Below are 23,354 nucleotides of genomic sequence, written 5' to 3' on the forward strand. Positions count from 1 at the left end.
TCTGATGTGACAAAACCTGAGTCCTTGGTCGTTAAAGTGTTTGTTCGCACTTATATTTTAACTATTCGGACTCAGGTTTTTTTATTTAAAGTAAACTATGGGACAGCAGTGAGCCCTGTGCTTCCTTTTGATCATTTTTTAACTTATTCAGCGCTAAGACGGGAAAAGATTAAAAGAAAATTCTTCTTTCCTCAGGCTCCGTTGACGGATAGCCCTTTTTTAATTTTGCCCCTCAGAAAATTCGCTATTTCCGAGCAAAAATTCTGCTTTAAATTTATTTTAATAAAGATATCTAATAAATTAGTGAATATTCAACAAACTATACAAAATGCATATTGTGAGAAAGTAAAGAAATGTTATTTTTCTTTTATTTTTTCAACTTTATACTCTAAAAGTATAAAATTTTAATATGTAAAAATACGAAATTAAACAGTATTTTATTTTTATCAAAAAATATAAAAAAATTCATAAACTCAATTTAAACTTATTTTAATAAGCTAAAAATTGTAGAAAATAGACGATTTTTCCAAAATAAATTAATGTTAACTCTGTCACATTTTTACACATCTGCAAAAATAAAATGGTATTTTTTGTGATAGATCATTTAACCATTAAAGTGATTTAATCATTTTGCCTAATAACAATAAATAAATATAAAAGGGAACTGTGCCTGAAATTGGACTCTCTAATTCTTTTTATTAAAAAGAGGCTCGCAGAAGCAAAAAAGAATTAGAGAGTTAATTTTAAAAAGAGAGTAGAAGGGGGATAATGAATCGCAGATATTGAGTGGGTAAAATGTAACAAAGATTAAAGAGAAAAAAAATAAAATGCATTTTAAAAGAGTTTTAATGGTCCTAATGGGTTAAAAGAGGTGAGGTCGTGGCAAAAAAGTACAATAGGTTTTTATCTGGCTCTGCAGATTTTAATTTAGAAAATTCTCTATATCACTGGATTACTCAAGTGCATGCTCAATATATACAAAACGTTGATCATGCATTAAAGAAATATGGTTTAGATAATTCACGCCGTCGTGTCTTGCTGGCATTAAAATCTAAAAATAAAGCCAGCGTATCTGATCTGTCGGAAATGTTGATTTCTAAAATGTCGACCACCACTAAAGTGATCTATCGCTTAAGAGACGAAGGATTGGTGAGTACTTATTGCTGTGAGAAGGATGCCCGAATTACTCGAGTATTATTAACAGAGAAAGGACAACAAACAATTCAGAAAATTAATGATCTCAGCCTGATTGTATTAGAACAGTCCTTTGATGGTTTAACTCCCCTACAAATTGAGAAAATGCTGGATAATCTTAAACATATTTTTAAGAATCTTGCGCCTTAAATTAATGAAAGTAAATAAATGTTTAATAGATTGCTAATTTTTATTTTAAGGGGTAAATGTGATTTATTCTATATGGGAAATAATTTAATAGTAGGGGCTTAAATAAAAAATTAATAAAGTTGATTATAATATCTGGTCAAATCATTATTTTTTTTATTATATAGAGTTTGATTTAACAGGGGTGAATATGTTGAATTGAGGTTTTATTTTTAAATGGTTAATTTAAATGATCTGTTTTTGGGGTTTTAAACTCTTTTAATTTATGTAATTGAGAATAAAAATCATTCTTCTGGCATGGCTAAAGAAAATTGTAATATTATATTTTAGATAAATATCTTATTATTTATGCTTTATCTGAACTTTATATGAGAAAGCATTAATCTGGTTCTTCACATTTCTTGCATTCCAGCATTATCCCGATTTTCTCCTTTCGACCCTGCTCGGTCATGACCCAAGGGCGGTTTTGCCAGGGCGGATTATGTCGCACATGTTGCGTATGACCACAGGCCAGGTCTGCGACCCAATGATTTTCTTCATCTAGATGAAATCCAATAATGGCTTGTTGCATAAAGTATTCCTGTCAGTATTCAAAGTATTCCATACAAGCTTTACTAAAATTGAGAAAAAAGAAAGATTAAACTCCGCTATACTTTTCTCAATTTAAAAATACATGAGCAGATCGATATGCGCGTACTTGTTGTGATGGATCCCATTGAAAATGTAAACCTGAAAAAAGATTCCTCTATGGCCATGCTCTGGGCTGCCAGCCGTCGTGGACATGAGTTGGGTTATGCATTACAGCAAGATTTATACATCGATCAAGGTAAAGCCTTCGGTTTGATTTCACCGCTGAAAGTGTTTGAAGACTATAACCATTATTATGAATTGGGTGAAAAGAAAAAAGAATCGATCGCGGCTTATGACGTGGTGCTGATGCGTAAAGACCCGCCTTTCGACATGAACTTTGTTTATACCACATATATTCTGGAACAGGCCGAGCGTGAAGGGGCGTGGATTATTAACAAGCCGCAAAGCCTGCGTGACTGTAATGAAAAACTGTTTGCGACCCAGTTCCCGGAACTTCAGGTACCGACTTTAGTGACCTCAAATGAAGGTTTGATTCGCGAGTTTCTGAAAGAACACGTCGATGTAATTGTCAAACCACTGGATGGAATGGGCGGCACAGGCATTTTCCGCTTGTATCAAGATGGCATCAATATTGGATCGACCATTGAAATGCTGACCAATAATGGTACCCGACCGATTATGGTGCAGCGTTATATTCCGGAAATTGTCGAGGGCGATAAACGTATCCTGATGGTGAATGGTGAACCAGTACCTTACTGCCTGGCCCGTATTCCGCAAAATGGCGAAGTGCGCGGCAACCTGGCGGCAGGTGGCTTGGGGCAAGCTCGTCCACTTTCAGAAAATGACAAAGCCATTGCAGCAAAAGTAGGGCCTTACTTACGTGAAAAAGGCCTGGTTTTTGTCGGTCTGGATGTGATTGGCAATTACGTGACGGAAATTAATGTGACCAGTCCAACCTGTATCCGTGAAATTGATAGCCAGTTTGGGACTTCCATTGCCGATGATTTATTTGCCGTTCTGGAAGCAGGTTTGCAAGCTTAAGTCTTATTTTTTAAAAGAGCTCCTCATGGGAGCTCTTTTTTTATTCTGTTTGATTCGTTCCTTTTCTTGCTTGTTATTTTGGAATACTAAAGGGACAGGAATTTACGGGGTGTTCAAAAAAACAGGTCGCAAAATTACTTAAAAAATATATATTTTGCTCGATTATCAATAAAACTAGTTTAAACTTTAAAATCTGAAGAAAAAAACAATCAAACGCATGTTGAAAAAAAGTAAATAACCTTTCACGGTTATGCGTTTGTGATTACAATTGTTAGCTTAAAATCAAATTTCGTTATTCCTATTTTAGAATTGAAGAATTAGACTGTGACCGAAGCAACGCAAACAAAGCCGAAACATGTAATGATGATGGCTGCCGGAACCGGTGGGCATGTTTTTCCAGCACTTGCTGTTGCCAAAGAATTACAGCAGCAGGGAATTGAAGTGTCCTGGCTGGCAACACCGACCGGCATGGAAAACCGCTTATTAAAGAATCATAATATTCCAATTTACCAGATTGATATTCAGGGCGTACGTGGGAATGGGGCCGTGCGTAAGTTATTGGCACCGTTTAAAATTTTAAAAGCCACCCTAAGCGCCATGCGTTATATGAAACAGCTTAAGGTCGATGCTGTGGCCGGTTTTGGCGGCTATGTGGCCGGTCCCGGTGGTTTGGCGGCTCGTGCCTTGGGTATTCCCGTGATTATTCACGAGCAAAATGCCATTGCCGGTTTCACCAATACCCAGTTATCGCGTATTGCAAAAAAAGTGTGTCAGGCATTTCCCGACACTTTTCCTGAAAGTGCAAAAATTGTGACCACCGGCAATCCGGTACGTAAAGAAATTACTGAAATTTTAAGCCCGTCTTGGCGTTATCAGGAACGTGAGAAAGCGGGTTTGCCGCTACGTATTTTAATTGTCGGTGGCTCACTCGGTGCGCAAGCATTGAATGAACGTGTACCGGAAGCTTTAAAACAGCTGAATGTACCATTGAATGTGTATCATCAATGTGGTCAAAACCATGCCGAGGCGACCCAGGCACGTTATGTAGATAAGCCTGCATCACTAGAGGTGGAAGTACAGCCTTTTATTGAAGATATGGCCAAAGCCTATTCGGATGCCGATCTGATTATCTGCCGTGCCGGTGCTTTAACCGTGACAGAAATTGCAACGGCAGGGGTGGCAGCCGTTTTTGTACCACTGCCAAGTGCGGTCGATGATCACCAGACGGCGAATGCCGGATTTTTAGCCAAAACTGGTGCGGCAAAAATTTGCCCACAAGCCACTTTAACTCCAGACAGATTAAAAGAACTTTTAGCCCCGTTGATGAATCGCCAGTTGTTGTCTGAAATGGCAGTCAAGGCACGTCAACAGGCTCAACCAGATGCAACCCAACACGTGGTTCGTTTAATTCAAGAATTGTAAAATTAGAGTAATATATGTCTCCATCTACTCCTGCTGACCAAGCAAAAAAGTTAATCAAAGTGCCTGAAATGCGCCGTATCAAACACATTCATTTTGTGGGGATCGGCGGTGCAGGGATGTGTGGCATTGCAGAAGTACTGAAAAACCAGGGCTACAAAGTATCGGGCTCCGATATTAAAGCCTCTAAAACCACGGCTCAACTCGAAGAAAACGGCATCAAGGTCTATATTGGCCATGCGGCAGAAAATATTAAAGATGCCAATGTCCTGGTGGTTTCAACCGCGATTGATCCTGAAAACCCAGAAATCAAGGCCGCCATTGAAAGCCGTATTCCCGTGGTTCGCCGTGCAGAGATGCTGGGTGAGCTGATGCGTTACCGTCACGGTATTGCCGTTGCCGGTACGCATGGTAAAACCACCACGACAAGTTTGGTGACTTGTATGCTGGCGGAAGAAAATCTTGATCCAACCTATGTGATCGGCGGTTTGCTGAACCGTACCGGTGTCAATGCGGCACTGGGGGCCAGCCGTTACATCGTGGCTGAAGCGGATGAATCAGATGCATCATTCCTGCACTTGCAGCCTATGGCCACCATTGTGACCAATATTGATGCGGATCATATGGATACTTATGGCGGCAGCTTTGATGTCCTGAAAGATACCTTTGTGCAGTTCTTGCAGAAACTTCCATTCTACGGTTTGGCTGTGGTCTGCGGTGATGACGCCAACATTCGTGAAATTATGCCACGTATTGGCCGTCCCCTTTTAACTTACGGTTTTAACGAAGACAATGACATCCGTGCGGTTGATGTTGATCAGGATGGTATGCGTACTCACTTTACCGTGCTGCGTAAAAACCGTGAACCACTTCGTGTGACGGTCAACCAGCCGGGTCTGCATAACGTGCTGAATGCCTTGGCGGCAATTGGTATTGCAACCGATGAAGGTGTTTCTGATGGTGCGATCTGCCGTGCATTAGAGGGTTTTAGCGGTGTAGGCCGTCGCTTCCAGGTTCAAGGTGAATTTGAAGTTGCAGATGGCAATGTTAAATTGGTCGATGACTATGGTCACCATCCTAAGGAAGTCGAGGCCACCATTAAAGCGGCGCGTCAAAGTCATCCAGATCGCCGCCTGGTGATGATGTTCCAGCCACACCGATTTACCCGTACCCGTGACTGCTTTGATGACTTCGTCGATGTATTGTCACAAGTCGACCAATTGTTATTGTTAGAAGTGTATCCTGCAGGCGAAAAGCCGATTGTCGGAGCCGATAGTCGCAGTCTGGCACGCAGTATCCGTTTGCGTGGCGATGTTGAGCCGATTTTGATTGACCCTGTAGATGGCAATTTACAAAACGCGATGCAAAAGGTGTTACAGGCGAATGACTTGTTATTAACGCAAGGCGCAGGTAATGTGGGTGCGATCTCGGTTGAGCTTGCACAAAATAATTTGTATTTAAAATAATCACTTTGTGTGTTTTTGCATGTGATCGTTCAGTTATAAAGTTTAAGGATATAAACGTGGCAAATGCTTCAAAATTCGGCAAAGTTGCCGTATTGCTTGGTGGTAAATCAGCTGAGCGCGAGGTTTCTCTAGATAGTGGTCAAGCTGTGCTTGAAGCATTGGTGCGTTCGGGGGTGAATGCCGAAGCTTTTGACCCGCAAGAGCGTAGTGTAACTGAACTGGTCAACTATGACCGTGCCTTTATTGTCTTGCATGGTCGCGGTGGGGAAGACGGTCAAATCCAAGGCACATTGGAATGGTTGAATATTCCTTATACCGGTACTGGTGTGCAGGGTTCTGCGATTGGCATGGACAAGGTAAAAACCAAGCAGGTCTGGCAAGGTTCGGAACTGCCAACGGCACCCTATCGTATTGTGACCAAAGACTCTGACCTGGATGCAATTATTGATAGCATTGGTCTGCCATTTATTATCAAACCGGTACATGAAGGTTCAAGTATTGGTATGAGTAAAGTTGAACGCAAGGAAGACTTTGCGGATGCGATCGCCAAGGCGACTGAACATGATGCCGTGGTGATGGCAGAAAAATGGATCACTGGCCGTGAATTTACCATTGTGATTTTAAATGGTCAGGCCTTGCCGATCATTCGCCTGGAACCGCCAAAAGATGTGGCATTCTATGACTATGAGGCCAAGTACAACCGTAATGATGTGCAGTACGGTATCCCTTGCGGTTTAACCGAGGAAGAAGAAAAACGTTTGCAGGCTTTATGTTTGCGTGCTTTTCAGGCCGTCGGTGCCAGCGGTTGGGGCCGTATTGATGCCATGCAGGATGAACAGGGCAACTTCTGGTTACTGGAAGTGAATACTGTTCCAGGCATGACCAGTCATTCTCTGGTACCCAAGGCTGCCAAAGCTGTAGGCTATAGTTTTGATGAGTTGTGTGTGGCGATTTTAGAACAGACTTTAACGGCTGCGGCTCACTAGAATATGGCTCAACTCCCTGCTTCAATGCGCCGTAAACGAGCGGCAATTACCTCCATTCATGATAAGCCACCTACACGTAAGGAAAAGCTTACGAATCTGGGTGGCTGGTTGTTGATGCTGGTTGCACTTGTGGTATTGGCTGTGGGGATATATGGTCTGTATGGTGTCATGACTGATGCGCGGGTGGCCAAACTGAGTGTGGTGGGTACCCGCTCAGAGGCTGAAAATCGCCAGGTCATGACCCATGTTGCACCCAAGGTTACAGAAAATTATTTTACCTCTGATCTGGAAAAAATCCGGGATCAGGCTTTAGAGTTGTCTTGGGTGGATCGCGTGGTGGTTTCACGTGCATGGCCAAATTCAATTCGTGTACGAGTGATGCCCCGTCATGCCATTGCTCGTTGGGGAACCGGACGACTGTTGAGTGATAGTGGCGATATTTTTACAGAAGTGGTGCCGCAGAATAACCAGAAATTACCTTTGTTGCATGGTCCTGCTTCTCAGTCAAAAATGATGATGCGTCGTTACAATGAAATTAATCAGTTGTTCCTGCCGGTCAACATTCGCTTAAAAGAATTATATTTAACAGAACGTATGACCTGGTTCATGCAGTTTGATTCAGGTTTGCGCATTATTGTCGATCAGGATCAGACCATGGGTAAACTTCAACGCTTGAGTCATCTGGCACAAAGTGATTTAAAACCGGTTTGGGCTAAAATTTCGTCAGTAGACTTGCGTTATAGAAACGGAATGGCCATACAATGGAAGAATGCAGCACCTCCGAATATTGTAAATGGTCATTTTGTTGTAACGATTGATGACACAAGCATTGCAGATACAAGAACGGTAAAGCCATAATTGGGCGGCTTTATATAAAATAGAGGCTTAAGGCCATAAATTAACTAAACACGTAATGGTAGTAGTAGATAATGAATGAAGCTGTTCCCTCGGTTGTTGCGATTGACATTGGGACACACAAAGTTTCAGTTTTGATTGGTAAGGTACATGCGCCAGACAATATCCAAGTGATTGGGATGGCAACCGCTCGTAACCGAGGCATGAATAAAGGAAAAATTGTAAGTCTAGACAAGGTCATCACTGCAATTAAAAATGCCGTACAAGAAGCAGAAGATATGGCTGAATGCCGGGTGCATTCCGCTTGGATTTCCATTCCAAGCGCAGAATTAAAAAGTTTTTATGCTTCAGGCCGTACTCCGATTGAAAATAGCGACCATACAATTACAACAAGCGAAGTGGTTCGTGCACTCGAGTTGGCTAAAGCCAGTCATTTGACTTCAGACCATTATCTGGTGAGTGCTGTACCTTTAGGTTTTGAGTTGGACGATTCTGCTGAATGGGTGCAAAATCCGATTCGCATGTCTGCGCATAGTATGGTGGGGCATTATCAGCTCATGATGTTGCCGATCAGCACCATGCAGAATCTGGACCGTGCCCTGAAAGGGGCCAATATTGGCGTGGAGAAAATGGTGGTCTCCTGTCTGGCGACTGCTGAAGCCAGTTTGCTGAAAGACGAAAAAGAATATGGAGTATGCTTGGTCGATATCGGTGCGGGTACCACCAATATTGCCGTGTATCTGGATGGTCGCCTGGCATTGACACATACCTTGCAACGCGGGGGAGAGCATGTCACCCGTGATATTGCTGCCGTATTGCAAACCACCACCGAAGAAGCTGAACGGCTGAAATTGTTGTATGGCTGTGTTGACCTGAAAGTGGTCAAGCCTGACCATATGATTCAATTTCAGGGTATTGATGGTCCACAGACCATTAGCCGTATTGAATTGGCGGAAATCATTATTGCGCGTTATGAAGAAATTCTGACCCAGGTTCACCAGGAGTTACAGCGGAATGGGGCCATTCATGGTTTGTATCATGGTGTGGTTCTGACGGGTGATGCCAGTCAAATTGAAGGTATGGTGAATCTGGCGCGTCATATGTTGGGGGTATCAGCGCATTTAGGCAATCCGCCGGTGCAAGTACATACTGATGAACAGAATCAGGCCGCTTTACGTCGTTCACAGTATGCGACTGCTGCCGGCTTGTTGATGTTTAGCCAAAGTGATACACAAGATACCATTGTAGAAGCGACAGACCCTGAAAAACTGAGTGTTTTTAAGCGGGTCGGTCGGGCGTGGTCAGCATTAAACAATCAGTTAAAATCGATATTTTAAGTGAAATTTATTGGGAATATTGTAAGGAAGTTGTACGTCTAACGGCTTGCACTTGACAAGCGTGTGGTTGGACAGCATCCTAAACTCAATTTTTATTAAGATCAAGGCAGTATACGGGCTTAAGTGACTGCCAATTACGAATTAGGAAATCCAAAGGTCATGGCCTCATTTGAATTTTTAGAAGATGATCAAAACGATAGCAACGGTCAAGCCCGTTTCACTGTATTTGGTGTTGGTGGTGCTGGTGGTAATGCCGTGCAACACATGCTTGAATCCGACATTCAAGGGGTAAAATTTGTTTGTGCCAATACCGACAAACAAGCTTTAGACCGTATGAATGCGCAATTCAAAATTCAATTAGGTGAACAAAGCACGCGTGGTCTGGGTGCAGGGGCAAATCCTCAAGTGGGCCAGACTGCTGCTGAAGAAAGCCGTGAACTGATTCGCCAACACCTGGAAGGTACCGACATGGTATTCGTTACCGCAGGTATGGGGGGCGGTACAGGTACAGGCGCTGCACCAGTTGTGGCTGAAATTGCGAAAGAAATGGGTATTTTGACCGTAGGTGTGGTGACGACTCCGTTTAACTTTGAAGGCAAGCGTCGTCAACAGTCTGCTGAAAAAGGCATTGAGGCTCTGGAAGCGCATGTCGATTCACTGATTATTATTCCTAACCAGCGTTTGCTTAAAGTCTTCCGCGACATTTCAATGAAAGATGCGTACAAAAAAGCAGATGATGTGTTGTTAAATGCGGTACGCAGTATCTTTGATCTGGTGGTTCGTCCAGGTCATATCAACCTTGACTTTGCCGATTTGAAAACTGCCATGAGTACGCGTGGCTATGCCATGATGGGTGTGGGTTCAGGTCGTGGTGAAACTCGTGCACGTCAGGCAGCTGAACAGGCTATTCGTAGTCCATTACTGGATAACGTCACCATTATGAATGCCAAAGGCATTTTAATTAACGTGACTGGTGGTGATGATGTGACCTTCGGTGAAATTGAAGAAATTACCGATGTCGTCAACCAGATTGTCGATCTGGACGAAGGTCAGGTGTTCTACGGTACAGTCTTTGATCCGGATGCGCGTGATGAAATCAGTGTTACTGTGATTGCAACCGGTTTGACCCGTAATTCTGCGGACTCGGCAGATACGGTAAAACGTCCAGCAGTGCAGTCTGCTACACGTCCAGTCAATCATACAGCACAAGCTGTCGTGGAAGATGATGATGTGCCAGCCATTCAACGTCAGCAAAATGAAGCGGCAACGGCACCTGCTCCTGCCGTTGGTTCATCACGTCCAACGCCAATGAGTATTCAAGATTACTTGAAAAATCAGCAACGTAAATAATGCTAAATTTGTGCAGACTGCACAAATTCAACAGAAAAGGTAGTCTTGCGACTACCTTTTTATTTTTTATCAATGGCTAAATATGCTAACGTATAGCGGTTTGATGAGCAGATGATAGAAAAACATGTTGAAACAACGTACCCTACAGCGTGTCGTGAAAGCGAGCGGTATTGGTCTTCATAGTGGGCAAAAAGTCTTAATTAACTTTGTGCCGCACCATGTGGATGGGGGTATTGTATTTCGACGTATCGATTTAGATCCGCCGGTAGATATTCCTGCAGATGCCATGCTGATTCAAGAAGCGTTCATGTGCTCTAATCTGGTTCAGGACAATGCCAAAGTCGGTACCATTGAGCATGTCATGAGTGCGATTGCCGGACTGGGAATTGATAACCTGATTATTGAAGTTTCGGCTTCAGAAGTTCCGATTATGGACGGTAGTGCGGGTCCATTTATCTATTTGCTCATGCAAGGCGGATTACAAGAACAGGACGCACCGAAAAAATTTATAAGAATTTTAAAACATGTTGAAGCGTTAATTGATGATAAACGTGCAGTATTTCATCCTTATGACGGCTTCCAGCTTAACTTTACCATTGATTTTGATCATCCGGCATTTAAAAAAGAATATCAGTCCGCAACCATCGATTTTTCTACCGAAACCTTTGTTTACGAAGTCAGTGGAGCCCGTACTTTCGGTTTTATGAAAGATCTGGACTATCTAAAAGCCAATAATCTGGCCTTAGGCGCCAGCCTGGAAAATGCAATTGGTGTCGATGAAACCGGGGTGGTCAATGAAGAAGGGCTGCGCTTCTCGGACGAATTTGTACGTCATAAAATTCTGGATGCAGTCGGAGATTTATATCTCTTGGGACACCAGATTATTGCCAAATTTGATGGCTATAAGTCCGGACATGCATTAAATAATCAATTATTACGCAATGTTAAAAGTGATCCAAGTAATTACGAAATTGTAACATTTGATGACATTAAACAGTGTCCAATTTCTTATGTAAGTGTGACATAAGTTATTGTCTTTTAATTTAAGTGTTATAATATAACAAAACGAAATGTTAAGCAGTTCACATCTTTTATTTCTTAATTCAAAGATATGCCTGTATTGGTTACTTTTTATTTCTTGCCAAACGTAGCATAGCTTGGCTAAGCTTAGGGTCACTTACAAAGTCGGCAGCACCACGAAGTAAGTCTTGAGTATCTGGACTAAGGGATCGGGACAGAGATTGGGGTTTTGGAGGGGCTTGCGTCTGAATTCTTAATCGTACTTGCAATTTTTGTAAGTCTTTAAATTCAGGTAATTGTAACAATTGGGCGATATATTGCTTTTGAAGATAGGCAAGCTGGCTAATCATGGCCTGATTTGCACCCGTTATCGTCAAAATGCCATGTTGATAACAAACAACTTGCCATTGCTCTGGTTGGGGCAATATCGGTTGAATGAGTTTTGTAAGTTTCTGCCATGCAGCAACTTGTGTAGAGAGAAACGTAAAGTTTCCTGTTTTTAAGTGTTTTCTTGTTTGTTGAAAGACGTTCACTGGTTCCGACATACATTGTTCCTACATACTTGTGTCTTAATCTTACGCACTTCTTTTAGTGGATATCAAGGAAGAGATCACGCAAGGACATTGACTAAGAACAGTTAAAAGAGGTTTTTTATGCATACGCGACGTATTTTATTAGCGTTTTCATTGGCAGCTTCTGCCGCATCTGTAGCTTTTGCAGATTTAGTTGAATTAACTCCTAGCTCTAACAATGCATCGGAAGATCGCATTGAACAATTGACCCGTACTTTGGCGCAAGGTTCTTATGCAGAATCAAACGATATTGATCTTCCTGCTGAAACCAGAATGAATGTTCAATTGCGTGAAAAAACAATTGAATTAAACAATGAATCTTTAGCGAAAAAATATCGTTCAACCAGCTCAAAAACTTATTCTGGCAATGCTTATTCCTGGTTGGTGTCTCATCCTCTTCCAGACATGAAACGTGTGAGTTCCAACTTTGGCGGACGTACCATGGGCGGTCGCGCTGAAAATCACTCTGGTCTGGATTTGTCCGCACCAAGCGGTACGCCTATTTATGCCACTGGCCCGGGTGTAGTGACCAAATCAGGTTGGGGTACAGGTTATGGTCAATACGTAGAAATTAATCATGGCAACGGTTATTTGACCCGTTATGCACATGCATCACGTTTGATTGCCCGTGTTGGGGATCGCGTAGAAGCTGGTGAACATATTGCCAATGTGGGTTGCACGGGTCGTTGTACCGGTCCACATTTGCATTATGAAGTCGTGAAAGATGGACAACGCAAAAATCCATCAACTTATTTAGCAATGTTGCCATAAGTTGATAAATACAGATTTGTATATTCGTTAAAGAGTAACTCTAGGACCTTTAGAGCTTTCGAATATAATAGTATCATTCAAGAGAATAGTTATTGTATAAAAAACCGCCTTTATTGGCGGTTTTTTGTTTTATTGCGTAAAGAATGGTCAACGAGTATTTATTATCTAAATAATAGTGGTATTCCGTATTCAGCTGTAGCGATAACTGATGCCCTCTAAAGTATGGTACATATAGAGACTATAAATAAGCTCAAGGAATAGGTGAAATATGGCGTTTTATGGTGATACCGACGCGCAAGAAACCCAAGAATGGCAAGATGCATTTGACTCGGTTTTACAGCATATGGGTACAGAGCGTGCTGCATTTTTGTTAGAAAAGCTCTATCAGCGCGCGATTGCCAAGCATGTTCCTATTCAGCGTCTAAATACTCCTTATCTTAATACCATTTCAGTTGAAGAAACTCCGGCTATGCCAGGCGACCAGGATATGGAGCGCCGTATCCGTGCCCTGATTCGCTGGAATGCCTTGGCAATGGTGTTGCGTGCCAATAAGACCGGTGACGACCTGGGTGGTCACTTGGCCAGCTTTGCATCTTCTGCAACCTTGTATGATGTTGGTTTTAACCACTTCTTCCGCGCCAATAGCGACCACTTTGGTGGCGATATGATCTATTACCAAGGTCACTGTGCGCCAGGGATTTATGCACGTTCATTCCTGGAAGGCCGTTTGACTGAAGAGCAACTGAACAATTTCCGCCGTGAAGTCGGTGGCAATGGTTTGCCAAGTTATCCGCATCCTTACTTGATGCCGGATTATTGGCAGTTCCCGACCGTATCGATGGGTCTGGGTCCGATCATGTCGATCTACCAGGCGCATATTCAGAAATACCTGATGAACCGTAGCCTGATTAAAGAAGAAGACCGTAAGGTTTGGGCTTACCTCGGCGATGGTGAAATGGATGAACCGGAAAGTCTCGGTGCAATTTCTCTTGCCGGTCGTGAAAAGCTGGACAACCTGATTTGGGTGGTGAACTGTAACCTGCAACGTCTGGATGGTCCTGTTCGCGGTAACGGTAAAATCATTCAGGAACTGGAATCCTTGTTCCGTGGTGCCGGCTGGCGCGTGATTAAAGTGGTGTGGGGACGTCATTGGGATCCGCTGCTTGCCAAAGATGAATCCGGTGCTTTAAAAGCCGTGATGGAAGAGGCGGTGGATGGGGATTACCAGCGTTATCAAGTGAAAGGTGGCGCGTATACCCGTGCACACTTCTTTGGCAAATATCCAGAAGCTGAAGAACTGGTGAAAAACCTAAGCGATGAAGATATTGATAATCTGAACCGCGGTGGACATGACCCGTACAAAGTGTTTGCAGCCTATGCCGCGGCAACCCAGGCCAATGGTCAGCCGACCGTCATTCTGGCAAAAACGGTTAAGGGCTATGGTCTGTCCGAAGAAATTGAAGCGGTCAATAAAACGCATCAAATCAAGAAAATGCAGCTTGAATCATTAAAGTATGTACGCAACCGTTTCAACCTGCCATTTACCGATGAACAGCTTGAAGAAGTTCCATTCTACCGTCCAAGTGAAAACTCGCCTGAAATTAAATATATGAAGGCACGTCGTGAAGCGTTGGGTGGTTATTTACCAGCGCGTCGTAAAGAAAGTGAATCATTGGCGATTCCTGATCTGTCTGTCTTTGATGCCGTATTAAAAGGTTCAAATGGCAAGCAGCAATCAACGACGATGGTGATGGTGCGTTTAATCTCTGCATTACTGAAAGAAAAAGCAATTAAAGACCGCGTGGTTCCGATCGTACCGGATGAAGCCCGTACCTTTGGTTTAGAAGGCATGTTCCGTCAGCTCGGTATTTATGCTGCTCATGGTCAGAAATATACGCCTGAAGACCAAGAACAGCTGATGAACTATCGTGAAGCCAAAGATGGTCACATGTTGCAGGAAGGGATTAACGAAGCTGGTGCGATGAGTGCATGGGCAGCCTTGGCGACCAGTTATTCAACCAATAACCTGCCAATGATTCCGATGTACATGTACTACTCGATGTTCGGTTTCCAGCGTATTGGTGACATTGCCTGGGCAGCCGGTGACGCTCAGGCACAAGGTTTCTTGCTGGGTGCAACCGCGGGCCGTACCACATTGAACGGTGAAGGCTTGCAACATCAGGATGGTCATTCGCATATTCTGGCCAATACCATTCCGAACTGTGTGTCTTATGACCCATGTTTCGGTTATGAACTGGCGGTCATCGTACACGATGGCTTGCAACGCATGTATGTCAATCAGGAACGCGTGTTCTATTACCTGACCGTCATGAACGAAAACTATGAGCATCCGGAAATGCCGCAAGGCGTGGAAGAAGGCATTAAGCGCGGTATGTATCTGCTTGAACAGGATGAAAAAGCCACGGTTCAGCTGATGGGTTCAGGTGTGATTCTTCGGGAAGTGATTAAAGCGGCGAAAATCTTACGTGATGAATACCAGATTCACTCGAACGTATGGAGTGTCACCAGCTTCAACGAACTGGCACGTGACGGTATGGCGTGTGAAGAATACAACCGTCTGCATCCATTGGCTGAAGAGGCGAAGGAATCCTGGGTATCACAACAACTGCGTGAAACTGACGGTATTGTAGTTTCTGCAACCGATCATATGCGTGCCTACAGCGAACAGATCCGTGCCTATCTTCCAGACAACCGCCCATTCGTAGCCTTGGGCACCGATGGTTACGGCCGTTCAGATACCCGTGGCAATTTGCGTAGTTACTTCGGTGTGGATGCCGCGCACATTGTCGTGGCAACCTTGAAGAAACTGGCCGATGAAGGCGAAGTGGATGCGCGTCTGGTGAAAGATGCCATCTCCAGCTTCGAACTTGATACTGATCGTCCAGTCGCTTGGGCACCTCAAGCACACCCTGAAGTTCAGGCGGTTGCGGACTATAAAGAACAATCAGGTGAGGAGAACTAAGCATGCAAATCAAAACACCTGATATTGGAGTTGATAAAGCCACCGTTGCTGAAATTTTGGTAAAAGTGGGCGATAGCGTCGCGGTAGATGACAGCCTGGTTTTGCTGGAATCCGATAAAGCCTCTGTTGAAGTGCCAAGCACTTCGGCAGGGATTGTGAAAAGTATTACGGTTGCAGTAGGCGATGTGGTTTCAGAAGGTTCGGTACTGATTGAACTGGAAGCTGAGGAAGGTTCAACCGGCGCGACTGAAGTTCAAGAAGCAGACGCTTCACAAAAGACTTCGGAAAACACGCCGACCTCGCTGCCTGATCAGGAAATTATGCAGGAACTGGCATCCCATCAACCCGCAGCTGCAGCAGCGAAGACTCCGGCCGGCAGCGCTTCAGTGGTTGAAGTACAAGTCCCTGACATTGGGGTAGAAAAAGCCTTGGTCGGCGAAATTCTGGTCCAGGTAGGTGATGAAATCACTGTCGATCAAAGCATTGTGGTGGTGGAATCCGATAAAGCCACGGTTGAAGTGCCAAGTACCGTTGCTGGTACAGTTGAGAGCGTTGAAGTTCAGGCAGGCGACACGGTCAAAGAAGGTGTGGTTCTGCTCAAGGTGAAAACAGCATCTTCAGCTGCTGAACCAGCGCCAAGTACGGCTTCTACAACAGCATCTTCTAAAGAAACCGCTGCTGTGAATGCGCCAACAACAGAAACATCAGTTCAGGCACCTGTAGCCTCTGCACCAGGCGGAGAGGTGGAAATTGCTGTGCCTGATCTGGGTGTAGACAAAGCTGTAGTGGCGGAAATTTTAGTTCAAGTCGGTGACACGGTCGAGGCGGATCAAAGCATTATTGTGGTTGAGTCCGATAAAGCCACGGTTGAAGTGCCAAGCTCATCGGCAGGGGTGATTAAAGCCATTCACGTACAAATGGGGCAAAATGTCTCACAAGGTATGGCCTTGGTAAGCATCGAAGCGAAAGGACAGGCAGCTGCTGTAGCTCAGCCAGCCAAAGTTGAAGCTGCCCCCGCAGTCAAGGCAGCACCTGCTCCGGCAGCAGCGCCACAAGCGGCTACATCTGTAGAACAAGCACCAGTCCAATCGGCCGATAAGCTGAGCAAGGAGCAGAATGCTGCCAATGCCAAAGTCTATGCAGGTCCTGCGGTACGTAAGCTGGCGCGTGAGTTGGGCGTGGTCTTGGCTGAAGTCAAAGCTTCGGGTGCCCATGATCGCTTGATGAAAGAAGATGTGTTTGCCTATGTGAAAACACGCTTAACCGCACCTCAAGCTGCACCGGTAGCGCAGACTGTAGCGCAAGTTTCTGGTTTACCTGCATTGCCAGATTTCTCGGCATTTGGCGGTGGTGAAGTGAAAGCCATGACCCGCCTGCAACAGGTTTCTGTGCCGCAATTGTCGTTGAATAACTACATTCCACAGGTAACCCAGTTTGACCTGGCAGATATTACCGAACTTGAAGCATGGCGCGGCGATCTCAAAGCCAAGTTTAAACAAGAGGGTATTAGCCTGACGATTCTGGCTTTTATTGCCAAAGCAGTCGCGCATCTGTTGAAGGAAGAGCCGTATTTTGCCGGCCATTTAGCGGATGACCAGAAATCGGTATTGCTGCGTAATGAAATCCATATGGGCATTGCTGTGGCAACACCAGACGGTTTGACTGTGCCGGTACTGCGTAATCCAGATCAAAAATCAATTAAGCAAATTGCAGTTGAACTGGGTGAACTGAGCAAGAAAGCACGTGACAAGAAATTGTCACCGAAAGATTTGCAAGGTGCAAACTTCACCATTACCAGCCTGGGTTCAATTGGCGGTACCGCATTCACCCCGTTGGTGAACTGGCCTCAGGTGGCAATTCTGGGTATTTCGCCAGCCACCATGCAACCGGTCTGGAATGGTACAGGTTTTGATCCTAAGCTGATGCTGCCGCTGTCATTGTCTTATGACCACCGTGTGATTAATGGCGCAGATGCAGCACGCTTTACCCATAAGCTGACCAAACTGTTGTCGGATATTCGTAGCCTGTTGCTCTAATTTTACGTCATACTCGTTAAAACCCTGCTTCGGCAGGGTTTTTTTATGAAAGGCGTGGGTAGATTGAGAAACACACAGGCTTGTTCCTATGACAGGAATAAGACGGTGAACACAGCCGCGTAAAATACTGCTTGGCTTAAAATGATTTCTAATGCAATTTTTGCCCTGGATAACAAGGTCGATTGTTATCCTGAAATGATATTTTTAAAGGCATTTGAAAATTTTTATCTTTCAGCTTAAAATGCATGCACTTCATTGGGGAGTAGCCGCTTTTTACGCAATGTAAAAAGGTGATGGTCAACATAATTGTTCCACAGAACATGGTCATCATAGCAAAGAACCAAATGATCTTTTTGATCATGATTTTCTTTTTGTTGGCAAGACCTTTGATTTACCACTCTGCTCAATTTGGCTAGCAGGAGGGGTGAGTCACAGGTTTTATTATGCTAGCCAGAGAAATACATCATGCTTTCAGCCTTCCTGATTTCTTTAGCTGTTGTTGCCTTGTCCGAAATGGGTGACAAAACTCAATTGCTGGCTTTGCTGCTGGCCGCGCGTTTCCGTAAACCTGTCCCAATTCTGATCGCAATTTTCCTGGCGACCGTAGTCAACCATGGTGTTTCCGCTGTCCTGGGGCAATGGATTACAACCGTTCTGAGCCCGACCGTATTGTTATGGATTGTTTCCCTAGGATTTATTGCGATGGCGGCCTGGATGCTGATTCCAGATGAACTGGATGATGAAACTGAAAGCATTAATAAATGGCAAAAATATGGCGTTTTTGGTGCCACGTTTGTTTTGTTCTTTCTGGCAGAAATTGGTGATAAAACTCAGATTGCTACCGTGGCACTTGCCGCGCGCTTTGACAGTATTGGCTGGGTAACACTGGGAACCACGCTGGGCATTATGCTGGTCAATGCTCCTGCAGTCTTTATTGGCAACAAACTGGCGGAAAAACTCCCGATTTCACTAATTCATAAAATTGGCGCACTTGTGTTTTTAGTGATTGGTGTGGCAGCACTGGTTCAGCATTATTTCTTTTAAATTTGAATAGCGTTAAAAAATCCTGGCATTTTTGTCGGGATTTTTTATTGTGAAATACCGCACAATTTGCTGATAAATCTACCAATATTCAGGTGTTATTTTGTTGTAAATTCCCATGAATCCCTATATGTTGAGAGGAATTAAAAAGTTAGTTTAAAAACGATATTTTGGGGAATGGGTATGGCGTTTGATCGCACCACATCACAGGTACTATTTGATAATGGTACGCATAAATGTATTAGTTTTACCAGTTTAGTGAAAGGTGAAGGTGTACAGGCAAACCAGTTTCTAATCCTGGACAATGAACGTGCTGCAGTGCTGGATCCAGGGGGCGACTTGACCTATGTTCCATTGACGATGGAACTGAACAAATATACTCGTCTAACCAATCTTGATTATGTCATGGCCTCCCATCAGGACCCCGACATTATTACCTCTATGCCACGCTGGCTGGTCTACACCGAGGCCAAGGTGGTGGCATCAAAATTATGGGCGCGTTTCTTGCCGCACTTGAACTCGGCTTTCATGAGTGACCGTATGAAAGGGAACTGGCTGGATCGTCTGGTCGAGTTGCCTGACCATGGTCAGGTGATTCCATTGGGTGAATCAAGCATTATTGCCGTGCCGGCACATTTCCTGCACTCGGTTGGTAATTTCCAGTTTTATGACCCGATTGCCAAAATTCTGTTTTCTGGCGATATGGGCGCATCCATGGTTGAGGATGCGTCTAAACCGCTGGAGAATTTTGCTGCGCATATCCCGAAGATGAAAGGCTTCCATCAGCGTTATATGTGTTGCAATAAAGTGATCCGTCTTTGGGTGCAAATGGTTCGTACCATGGACGTTGAAATGATTGTGCCACAGCATGGCACGCCATTTATTGGCAAAGAGCAGATCAATCAATTTTTGGACTGGATTGAAACCCTGGAATGCGGTGTCGATTTAATGGATGAAACTGTATTCACCTGTCCTGAATAGTTCAAAAAAATTAAAAATTTTTCTTGAGTGAAAAAACAACATTTTTTATATTTTCTATCCCAAAAAAACTTTTTTTGATGACGAGAATCTATAAGAAATGTTGTCTCAAGTACCCACACAGGATGCCTGTTTAAGCTGTGGCGCATGTTGCGCCTATTTCCGTGTCTCATTCTATTGGGCAGAAGGCATTCATATGCCCGAGCACTTTACTGAGCCGGTGACAGCAGTGTATTCATGTATGGTGGGAACCAATCAAAAAAATCCACGTTGCATTGCACTCGAAGGGGAAATAGGCAAGCAGGTCAGCTGTGGCATGTATGAGGCACGCAGTTCCTCATGTAAAGAAGTGCAGATTGCCGATGAACAATGTAACAAGGCAAGACGGGCACATCACATGATCCCCTTTGTGCCGCTTGAATCTTTTGAGTCGACCAATGATGAAGATTTTGATCAGGTCTGTTAATCGAGTATTTGCCTAAATTTAAATATTCATGCAGTAAAATCACTGTTTTTGAATAAAAAAGTTGGCCAATATCCAGCAATGTAAATTTATTTTGCATTGCTGTTTGAAATTAGCATGAATAAAACTGTTTTTTTTGTTTATAATAGCGCACGGAAATTACCAGTGAGACTGTTATGTTGACCATCGTTCAAGAAGCTCTAACCTTCGATGATGTCTTATTACTCCCTGCCTACTCAACTGTTCTCCCAAAAGATGTCTCCTTAAAGACACGCCTCACTCGTGGCATTAACCTAAATATTCCTCTTGTGTCAGCCGCTATGGATACGGTGACTGAATCCCGTATGGCGATTGCAATGGCACAAAATGGCGGTATCGGTATCTTGCACAAAAACATGGATATCGCTGCGCAAGCTGCAGAAGTACGCCGTGTGAAAAAATTTGAAGCAGGTATGGTGAAAGATCCTATCACCGTAACGCCGGAAACAACGGTTCGTGAACTGATTGCAATTACCCAAGCCAACAACATCAGCGGTGTACCTGTTGTTAAAGATGGCAAAGTGGTCGGTATTGTGACGGGTCGTGACACGCGTTTCGAGACCAACCTGGAACAACCTGTCAGCAACATCATGACTGGTCAAGACCGTCTGGTGACTGTTCGCGAAAACGAATCCAAAGAAAATATCCAGGCCCTTCTGCAAAAAAATCGTATTGAAAAAGTACTGGTGGTGGGTGATAACAACGAACTGAAAGGTTTGATTACGGTCACTGATTTCCGTAAAGCGGAACTTTATCCAAACAGCTGTAAAGATGACCTCGGTCGTCTACGTGTGGGTGCGGCAGTCGGTACTGGCGCAGAAACGCCAAGCCGTGTTGAAGCACTGGTTGAAGCGGGTGTAGATGCCATTGTTGTCGATACAGCCCATGGTCACTCTGCTGGCGTGATTGAACGCGTACGCTGGGTAAAAGCCAACTATCCGCAAGTTCAGGTGATTGGCGGTAACATTGCCACTGGTGATGCGGCGCTTGCCCTGCTTGATGCAGGTGCGGATGCGGTAAAAGTGGGTATTGGTCCGGGTTCGATCTGTACCACACGTATTGTTGCCGGTATTGGTATGCCGCAAATCTCTGCGATCGACAGCGTTGCCAATGCATTGAAAGACCAGATTCCTTTAATTGCTGACGGCGGTATCCGCTTCTCTGGCGATATGGCGAAGGCAATTGGCGCCGGTGCAAGCACCATCATGGTCGGTTCATTGATGGCCGGTACTGAAGAAGCACCGGGTGAGGTTGAATTCTTCCAGGGCCGTTATTACAAGGCTTACCGTGGTATGGGTTCATTGGGTGCAATGGCGGGTGCAACAGGTTCTGCTGACCGTTATTTCCAGGACTCTAAAGCCGGTCAGGAAAAACTCGTACCGGAAGGTATTGAAGGCCGCGTACCTTACAAAGGCCCTATGGGCAATATCGTTCATCAAATGATGGGCGGTCTGCGTTCTTCTATGGGTTATACCGGTTCTGCGACTGTGAACGATCTTCGTCAAAATGCCAAGTTTGTGAAAATTACCGCAGCAGGTATGTCTGAATCGCACGTGCATGACGTGACCATTACCAAAGAAGCACCGAACTACCGTGTTGGTTAATTTTTAGTAATCAAAGTCAGGAAAAGCCGTCATTTATATGACGGCTTTTTTGATTTTGGTGTAAAGTAATTAGGACTAAAATTGGATGATCAATCCCATCTACATGTATAAGAAGTGAGCAAAAAATGAGTTATTTTGGAACAGATGGAATTCGTGGAAAGTTTGGGGAACTTCCGATTACACCTGAATTTGCCCTGAAATTGGGTTTTGCTGCAGGTAAGGTTTTAAAACAATTCAGTAATAAGAAAAAACCGATTGTTGTGTTGGGTAAAGATACGCGTTTATCGGGCTATATTTTAGAATCTGCATTACAGGCGGGCTTAAATGCGGCGGGTGTATATGTGCATTTGCTTGGCCCTTTACCGACACCTGCCATTGCCCATTTAACCCGTGCTTTACACGCCAGCTTGGGCATTGTGATCTCGGCTTCGCACAACCCTTATTTTGATAATGGCATCAAGTTCTTCTCTAGCGAAGGCAAGAAACTGCCCGATGAATTACAGGATGCGATCAATAAAGAGCTCGAAAACGAACTCAAAATTGAAGATACCGCAAACCTGGGTAAAAGTGTGCGGGTGAAAGATGCCAATGGCCGTTACATTGAATTCTGTAAATCGACTTTCCCCTACCATTTTGACCTGAGTAACCTGAAAATTGTGGTGGACTGTGCCAATGGCGCTGCCTATAACGTGGGACCCTCGGTGTTTAAGGAACTGGGTGCCAAAGTTGTAGCGCTTTATAACGAACCGGATGGCTTAAACATCAATCAGGACTGTGGTTCAACCCATCCGGAAAACCTGCAAAAGGCCGTGCTTGAACATCAGGCGGATGTGGGGATTGCCTTTGATGGCGATGCAGACCGCGTGATTATGGTGGATAAAAACGGTCAGCAAATTACTGGTGACCATATCCTGTACATTTTGGCCACTCAGGGCAAGCACAAGCCGGCGGGCATTGTCGGTACGGTCATGAGCAATATGGCACTTGAATTGGCCCTGGAAAAAGCCCAGGTTCCATTTGTCCGTGCCAGCGTGGGTGACCGTTATGTTCTGCAAGCCCTGGACGAAAAAGGCTGGGTGATTGGTGGTGAACCATCAGGGCATATTCTGACTTTAGACAAGAGTACGACAGGTGATGCCATTATTGCCGCATTGCAGGTATTAACCGTGATGGTCGAGCAGCAAAAAGCCCTGCATGAACTGGTTGAAGGTTTTACCTTATTGCCGAATGTATTGGTCAATGTCCGTCTGGCAGAAATGTTTGATCCGTATGCTGTACCTGCATTGGTGGCTGAATTTGATCAGGCTGCAGCACAACTGAAAGGTCGGGGCCGTTTACTGATTCGTAAATCGGGAACAGAACCTGTGATTCGCGTGATGGTAGAAGGTGACAATCTTCAGGAAGTCACCGATTTGGCCAATCACCTTGCAGACAGTGTACGTTCTAACGCAGCTTAAGGGG

At 44.3% G+C, this 23,354-nt stretch carries 20 protein-coding genes and 1 riboswitch; of the genes, 18 read left to right on the forward strand and 2 right to left on the reverse strand.

All coding sequences use genetic code 11. The features are described from left to right. Both ACPUEY_RS02530 and ACPUEY_RS02535 read left to right on the forward strand, forming a co-directional pair. Positions 1–408, forward strand: a 408-nt coding sequence (locus ACPUEY_RS02530; protein ID WP_425121044.1) for a hypothetical protein, incomplete at its 5' end; no start/stop codon positions are given. 471 nt (positions 409–879) lie between these two features. Continuing rightward, the gene (locus ACPUEY_RS02535) at positions 880–1,344 is read left to right on the forward strand and encodes a MarR family winged helix-turn-helix transcriptional regulator (protein WP_261183288.1); all 465 of its coding nucleotides are present in this window, start codon (positions 880–882) and stop codon (positions 1,342–1,344) included. Between the two features lie 376 nt (positions 1,345–1,720). Here the strand turns inward: ACPUEY_RS02535 and ACPUEY_RS02540 are convergent, their stop codons facing one another. After that, the gene (locus ACPUEY_RS02540) at positions 1,721–1,912 is read right to left on the reverse strand and encodes a DUF3565 domain-containing protein (RefSeq protein WP_092820543.1); all 192 of its coding nucleotides are present in this window, start codon (positions 1,910–1,912) and stop codon (positions 1,721–1,723) included. Between the two features lie 116 nt (positions 1,913–2,028). Here ACPUEY_RS02540 and gshB point away from each other — a divergent pair, with 116 nt between their 5' ends. The 8 genes from gshB (at position 2,029) to lpxC (ending at position 11,413) form a co-directional block, all read left to right on the forward strand. Beyond that, positions 2,029–2,973 (forward strand): glutathione synthase, encoded by a 945-nt coding sequence (gene gshB / locus ACPUEY_RS02545; RefSeq protein WP_425121045.1) that lies wholly within the window; start codon positions 2,029–2,031, stop codon positions 2,971–2,973. Between the two features lie 324 nt (positions 2,974–3,297). Further along, entirely contained in the window at positions 3,298–4,395 is a 1,098-nt protein-coding gene (gene murG / locus ACPUEY_RS02550) for an undecaprenyldiphospho-muramoylpentapeptide beta-N-acetylglucosaminyltransferase (protein WP_425121046.1), read from the forward strand. A 14-nt stretch (positions 4,396–4,409) separates the two neighbouring features. Continuing rightward, complete coding sequence (gene murC, locus ACPUEY_RS02555; RefSeq protein ID WP_261183292.1) at positions 4,410–5,858, forward strand: UDP-N-acetylmuramate--L-alanine ligase; 1,449 nt, start codon at positions 4,410–4,412, stop codon at positions 5,856–5,858. A gap of 56 nt (positions 5,859–5,914) precedes the next feature. Continuing rightward, positions 5,915–6,844, forward strand: coding sequence for a D-alanine--D-alanine ligase (locus ACPUEY_RS02560; protein WP_092820535.1), 930 nt, complete (start codon positions 5,915–5,917; stop codon positions 6,842–6,844). A 3-nt stretch (positions 6,845–6,847) separates the two neighbouring features. Continuing rightward, positions 6,848–7,702: a cell division protein FtsQ/DivIB gene (locus ACPUEY_RS02565; protein WP_092820534.1), complete on the forward strand. Its 855-nt coding sequence runs from the start codon at positions 6,848–6,850 to the stop codon at positions 7,700–7,702. Between the two features lie 71 nt (positions 7,703–7,773). Further along, positions 7,774–9,036: a cell division protein FtsA gene (gene ftsA, locus ACPUEY_RS02570; protein ID WP_131274195.1), complete on the forward strand. Its 1,263-nt coding sequence runs from the start codon at positions 7,774–7,776 to the stop codon at positions 9,034–9,036. Positions 9,037–9,195: 159 nt separating this feature from the next. Then, positions 9,196–10,386, forward strand: a complete 1,191-nt coding sequence (gene ftsZ / locus ACPUEY_RS02575; protein ID WP_092820530.1) for a cell division protein FtsZ — start codon at positions 9,196–9,198, stop codon at positions 10,384–10,386. A gap of 124 nt (positions 10,387–10,510) precedes the next feature. Continuing rightward, the gene (gene lpxC / locus ACPUEY_RS02580; RefSeq protein ID WP_092820528.1) at positions 10,511–11,413 is read left to right on the forward strand and encodes a UDP-3-O-acyl-N-acetylglucosamine deacetylase; all 903 of its coding nucleotides are present in this window, start codon (positions 10,511–10,513) and stop codon (positions 11,411–11,413) included. A 97-nt stretch (positions 11,414–11,510) separates the two neighbouring features. Here lpxC and ACPUEY_RS02585 read toward each other — a convergent pair whose 3' ends face one another. Continuing rightward, positions 11,511–11,951: a DUF721 domain-containing protein gene (locus ACPUEY_RS02585; protein ID WP_425121047.1), complete on the reverse strand. Its 441-nt coding sequence runs from the start codon at positions 11,949–11,951 to the stop codon at positions 11,511–11,513. 108 nt (positions 11,952–12,059) lie between these two features. On the opposite strand from ACPUEY_RS02585, the gene ACPUEY_RS02590 reads away from it, so the two are divergent. From ACPUEY_RS02590 to glmM, 8 genes are all read left to right on the forward strand, one after another. Further along, positions 12,060–12,749, forward strand: a complete 690-nt coding sequence (locus ACPUEY_RS02590) for a M23 family metallopeptidase (protein WP_092820524.1) — start codon at positions 12,060–12,062, stop codon at positions 12,747–12,749. Positions 12,750–13,017: 268 nt separating this feature from the next. Then, on the forward strand, positions 13,018–15,732 hold the full coding sequence (gene aceE, locus ACPUEY_RS02595) for a pyruvate dehydrogenase (acetyl-transferring), homodimeric type (RefSeq protein ID WP_092820522.1): 2,715 nt from the start codon (positions 13,018–13,020) through the stop codon (positions 15,730–15,732). 2 nt (positions 15,733–15,734) lie between these two features. Continuing rightward, positions 15,735–17,768 carry a 2-oxo acid dehydrogenase subunit E2 gene (locus tag ACPUEY_RS02600; RefSeq protein ID WP_425121048.1) on the forward strand — a complete coding sequence of 678 codons (2,034 nt, stop codon included), beginning with the start codon at positions 15,735–15,737 and terminating at the stop codon, positions 17,766–17,768. 245 nt (positions 17,769–18,013) lie between these two features. Continuing rightward, a riboswitch (yybP-ykoY riboswitch) is annotated at positions 18,014–18,160 on the forward strand. A 73-nt stretch (positions 18,161–18,233) separates the two neighbouring features. Then, positions 18,234–18,812 carry a TMEM165/GDT1 family protein gene (locus tag ACPUEY_RS02605; RefSeq protein ID WP_092820518.1) on the forward strand — a complete coding sequence of 193 codons (579 nt, stop codon included), beginning with the start codon at positions 18,234–18,236 and terminating at the stop codon, positions 18,810–18,812. A gap of 180 nt (positions 18,813–18,992) precedes the next feature. Beyond that, on the forward strand, positions 18,993–19,790 hold the full coding sequence (locus ACPUEY_RS02610) for an MBL fold metallo-hydrolase (protein ID WP_092820552.1): 798 nt from the start codon (positions 18,993–18,995) through the stop codon (positions 19,788–19,790). A 97-nt stretch (positions 19,791–19,887) separates the two neighbouring features. Beyond that, a complete protein-coding gene (locus ACPUEY_RS02615; protein WP_092820516.1) occupies positions 19,888–20,253 on the forward strand; it encodes a YkgJ family cysteine cluster protein in 366 nt (121 codons plus the stop codon). A gap of 173 nt (positions 20,254–20,426) precedes the next feature. Then, complete coding sequence (gene guaB, locus ACPUEY_RS02620) at positions 20,427–21,893, forward strand: IMP dehydrogenase (RefSeq protein ID WP_092820514.1); 1,467 nt, start codon at positions 20,427–20,429, stop codon at positions 21,891–21,893. 125 nt (positions 21,894–22,018) lie between these two features. Further along, the gene (gene glmM, locus ACPUEY_RS02625; protein ID WP_261183297.1) at positions 22,019–23,350 is read left to right on the forward strand and encodes a phosphoglucosamine mutase; all 1,332 of its coding nucleotides are present in this window, start codon (positions 22,019–22,021) and stop codon (positions 23,348–23,350) included. Positions 23,351–23,354: the final 4 nt, after the last annotated feature.

This window comes from Acinetobacter sp. G11 (assembly GCF_049808495.1).
GTDB classification, from domain to species: Bacteria; Pseudomonadota; Gammaproteobacteria; order Pseudomonadales; family Moraxellaceae; genus Acinetobacter; species Acinetobacter kookii.

Bases quoted from the DNA above. Each gene is read 5' to 3' on its own strand.
- aceE (WP_092820522.1), top strand. From the start codon at position 13,018: ATGGCGTTTTATGGTGATACCGACGCGCAAGAAACCCAAGAATGGCAA.
- murC (WP_261183292.1), top strand. From the start codon at position 4,410: ATGTCTCCATCTACTCCTGCTGACCAAGCAAAAAAGTTAATCAAAGTG.
- ACPUEY_RS02540 (WP_092820543.1), bottom strand. From the start codon at position 1,912: ATGCAACAAGCCATTATTGGATTTCATCTAGATGAAGAAAATCATTGG.
- ACPUEY_RS02610 (WP_092820552.1), top strand. From the start codon at position 18,993: ATGGCGTTTGATCGCACCACATCACAGGTACTATTTGATAATGGTACG.
- ACPUEY_RS02605 (WP_092820518.1), top strand. From the start codon at position 18,234: ATGCTTTCAGCCTTCCTGATTTCTTTAGCTGTTGTTGCCTTGTCCGAA.
- ACPUEY_RS02585 (WP_425121047.1), bottom strand. From the start codon at position 11,951: ATGTCGGAACCAGTGAACGTCTTTCAACAAACAAGAAAACACTTAAAA.
- ACPUEY_RS02600 (WP_425121048.1), top strand. From the start codon at position 15,735: ATGCAAATCAAAACACCTGATATTGGAGTTGATAAAGCCACCGTTGCT.
- gshB (WP_425121045.1), top strand. From the start codon at position 2,029: ATGCGCGTACTTGTTGTGATGGATCCCATTGAAAATGTAAACCTGAAA.
- glmM (WP_261183297.1), top strand. From the start codon at position 22,019: ATGAGTTATTTTGGAACAGATGGAATTCGTGGAAAGTTTGGGGAACTT.
- guaB (WP_092820514.1), top strand. From the start codon at position 20,427: ATGTTGACCATCGTTCAAGAAGCTCTAACCTTCGATGATGTCTTATTA.
- ftsZ (WP_092820530.1), top strand. From the start codon at position 9,196: ATGGCCTCATTTGAATTTTTAGAAGATGATCAAAACGATAGCAACGGT.
- ACPUEY_RS02590 (WP_092820524.1), top strand. From the start codon at position 12,060: ATGCATACGCGACGTATTTTATTAGCGTTTTCATTGGCAGCTTCTGCC.
- ACPUEY_RS02565 (WP_092820534.1), top strand. From the start codon at position 6,848: ATGGCTCAACTCCCTGCTTCAATGCGCCGTAAACGAGCGGCAATTACC.
- lpxC (WP_092820528.1), top strand. From the start codon at position 10,511: ATGTTGAAACAACGTACCCTACAGCGTGTCGTGAAAGCGAGCGGTATT.
- ACPUEY_RS02615 (WP_092820516.1), top strand. From the start codon at position 19,888: ATGTTGTCTCAAGTACCCACACAGGATGCCTGTTTAAGCTGTGGCGCA.
- ftsA (WP_131274195.1), top strand. From the start codon at position 7,774: ATGAATGAAGCTGTTCCCTCGGTTGTTGCGATTGACATTGGGACACAC.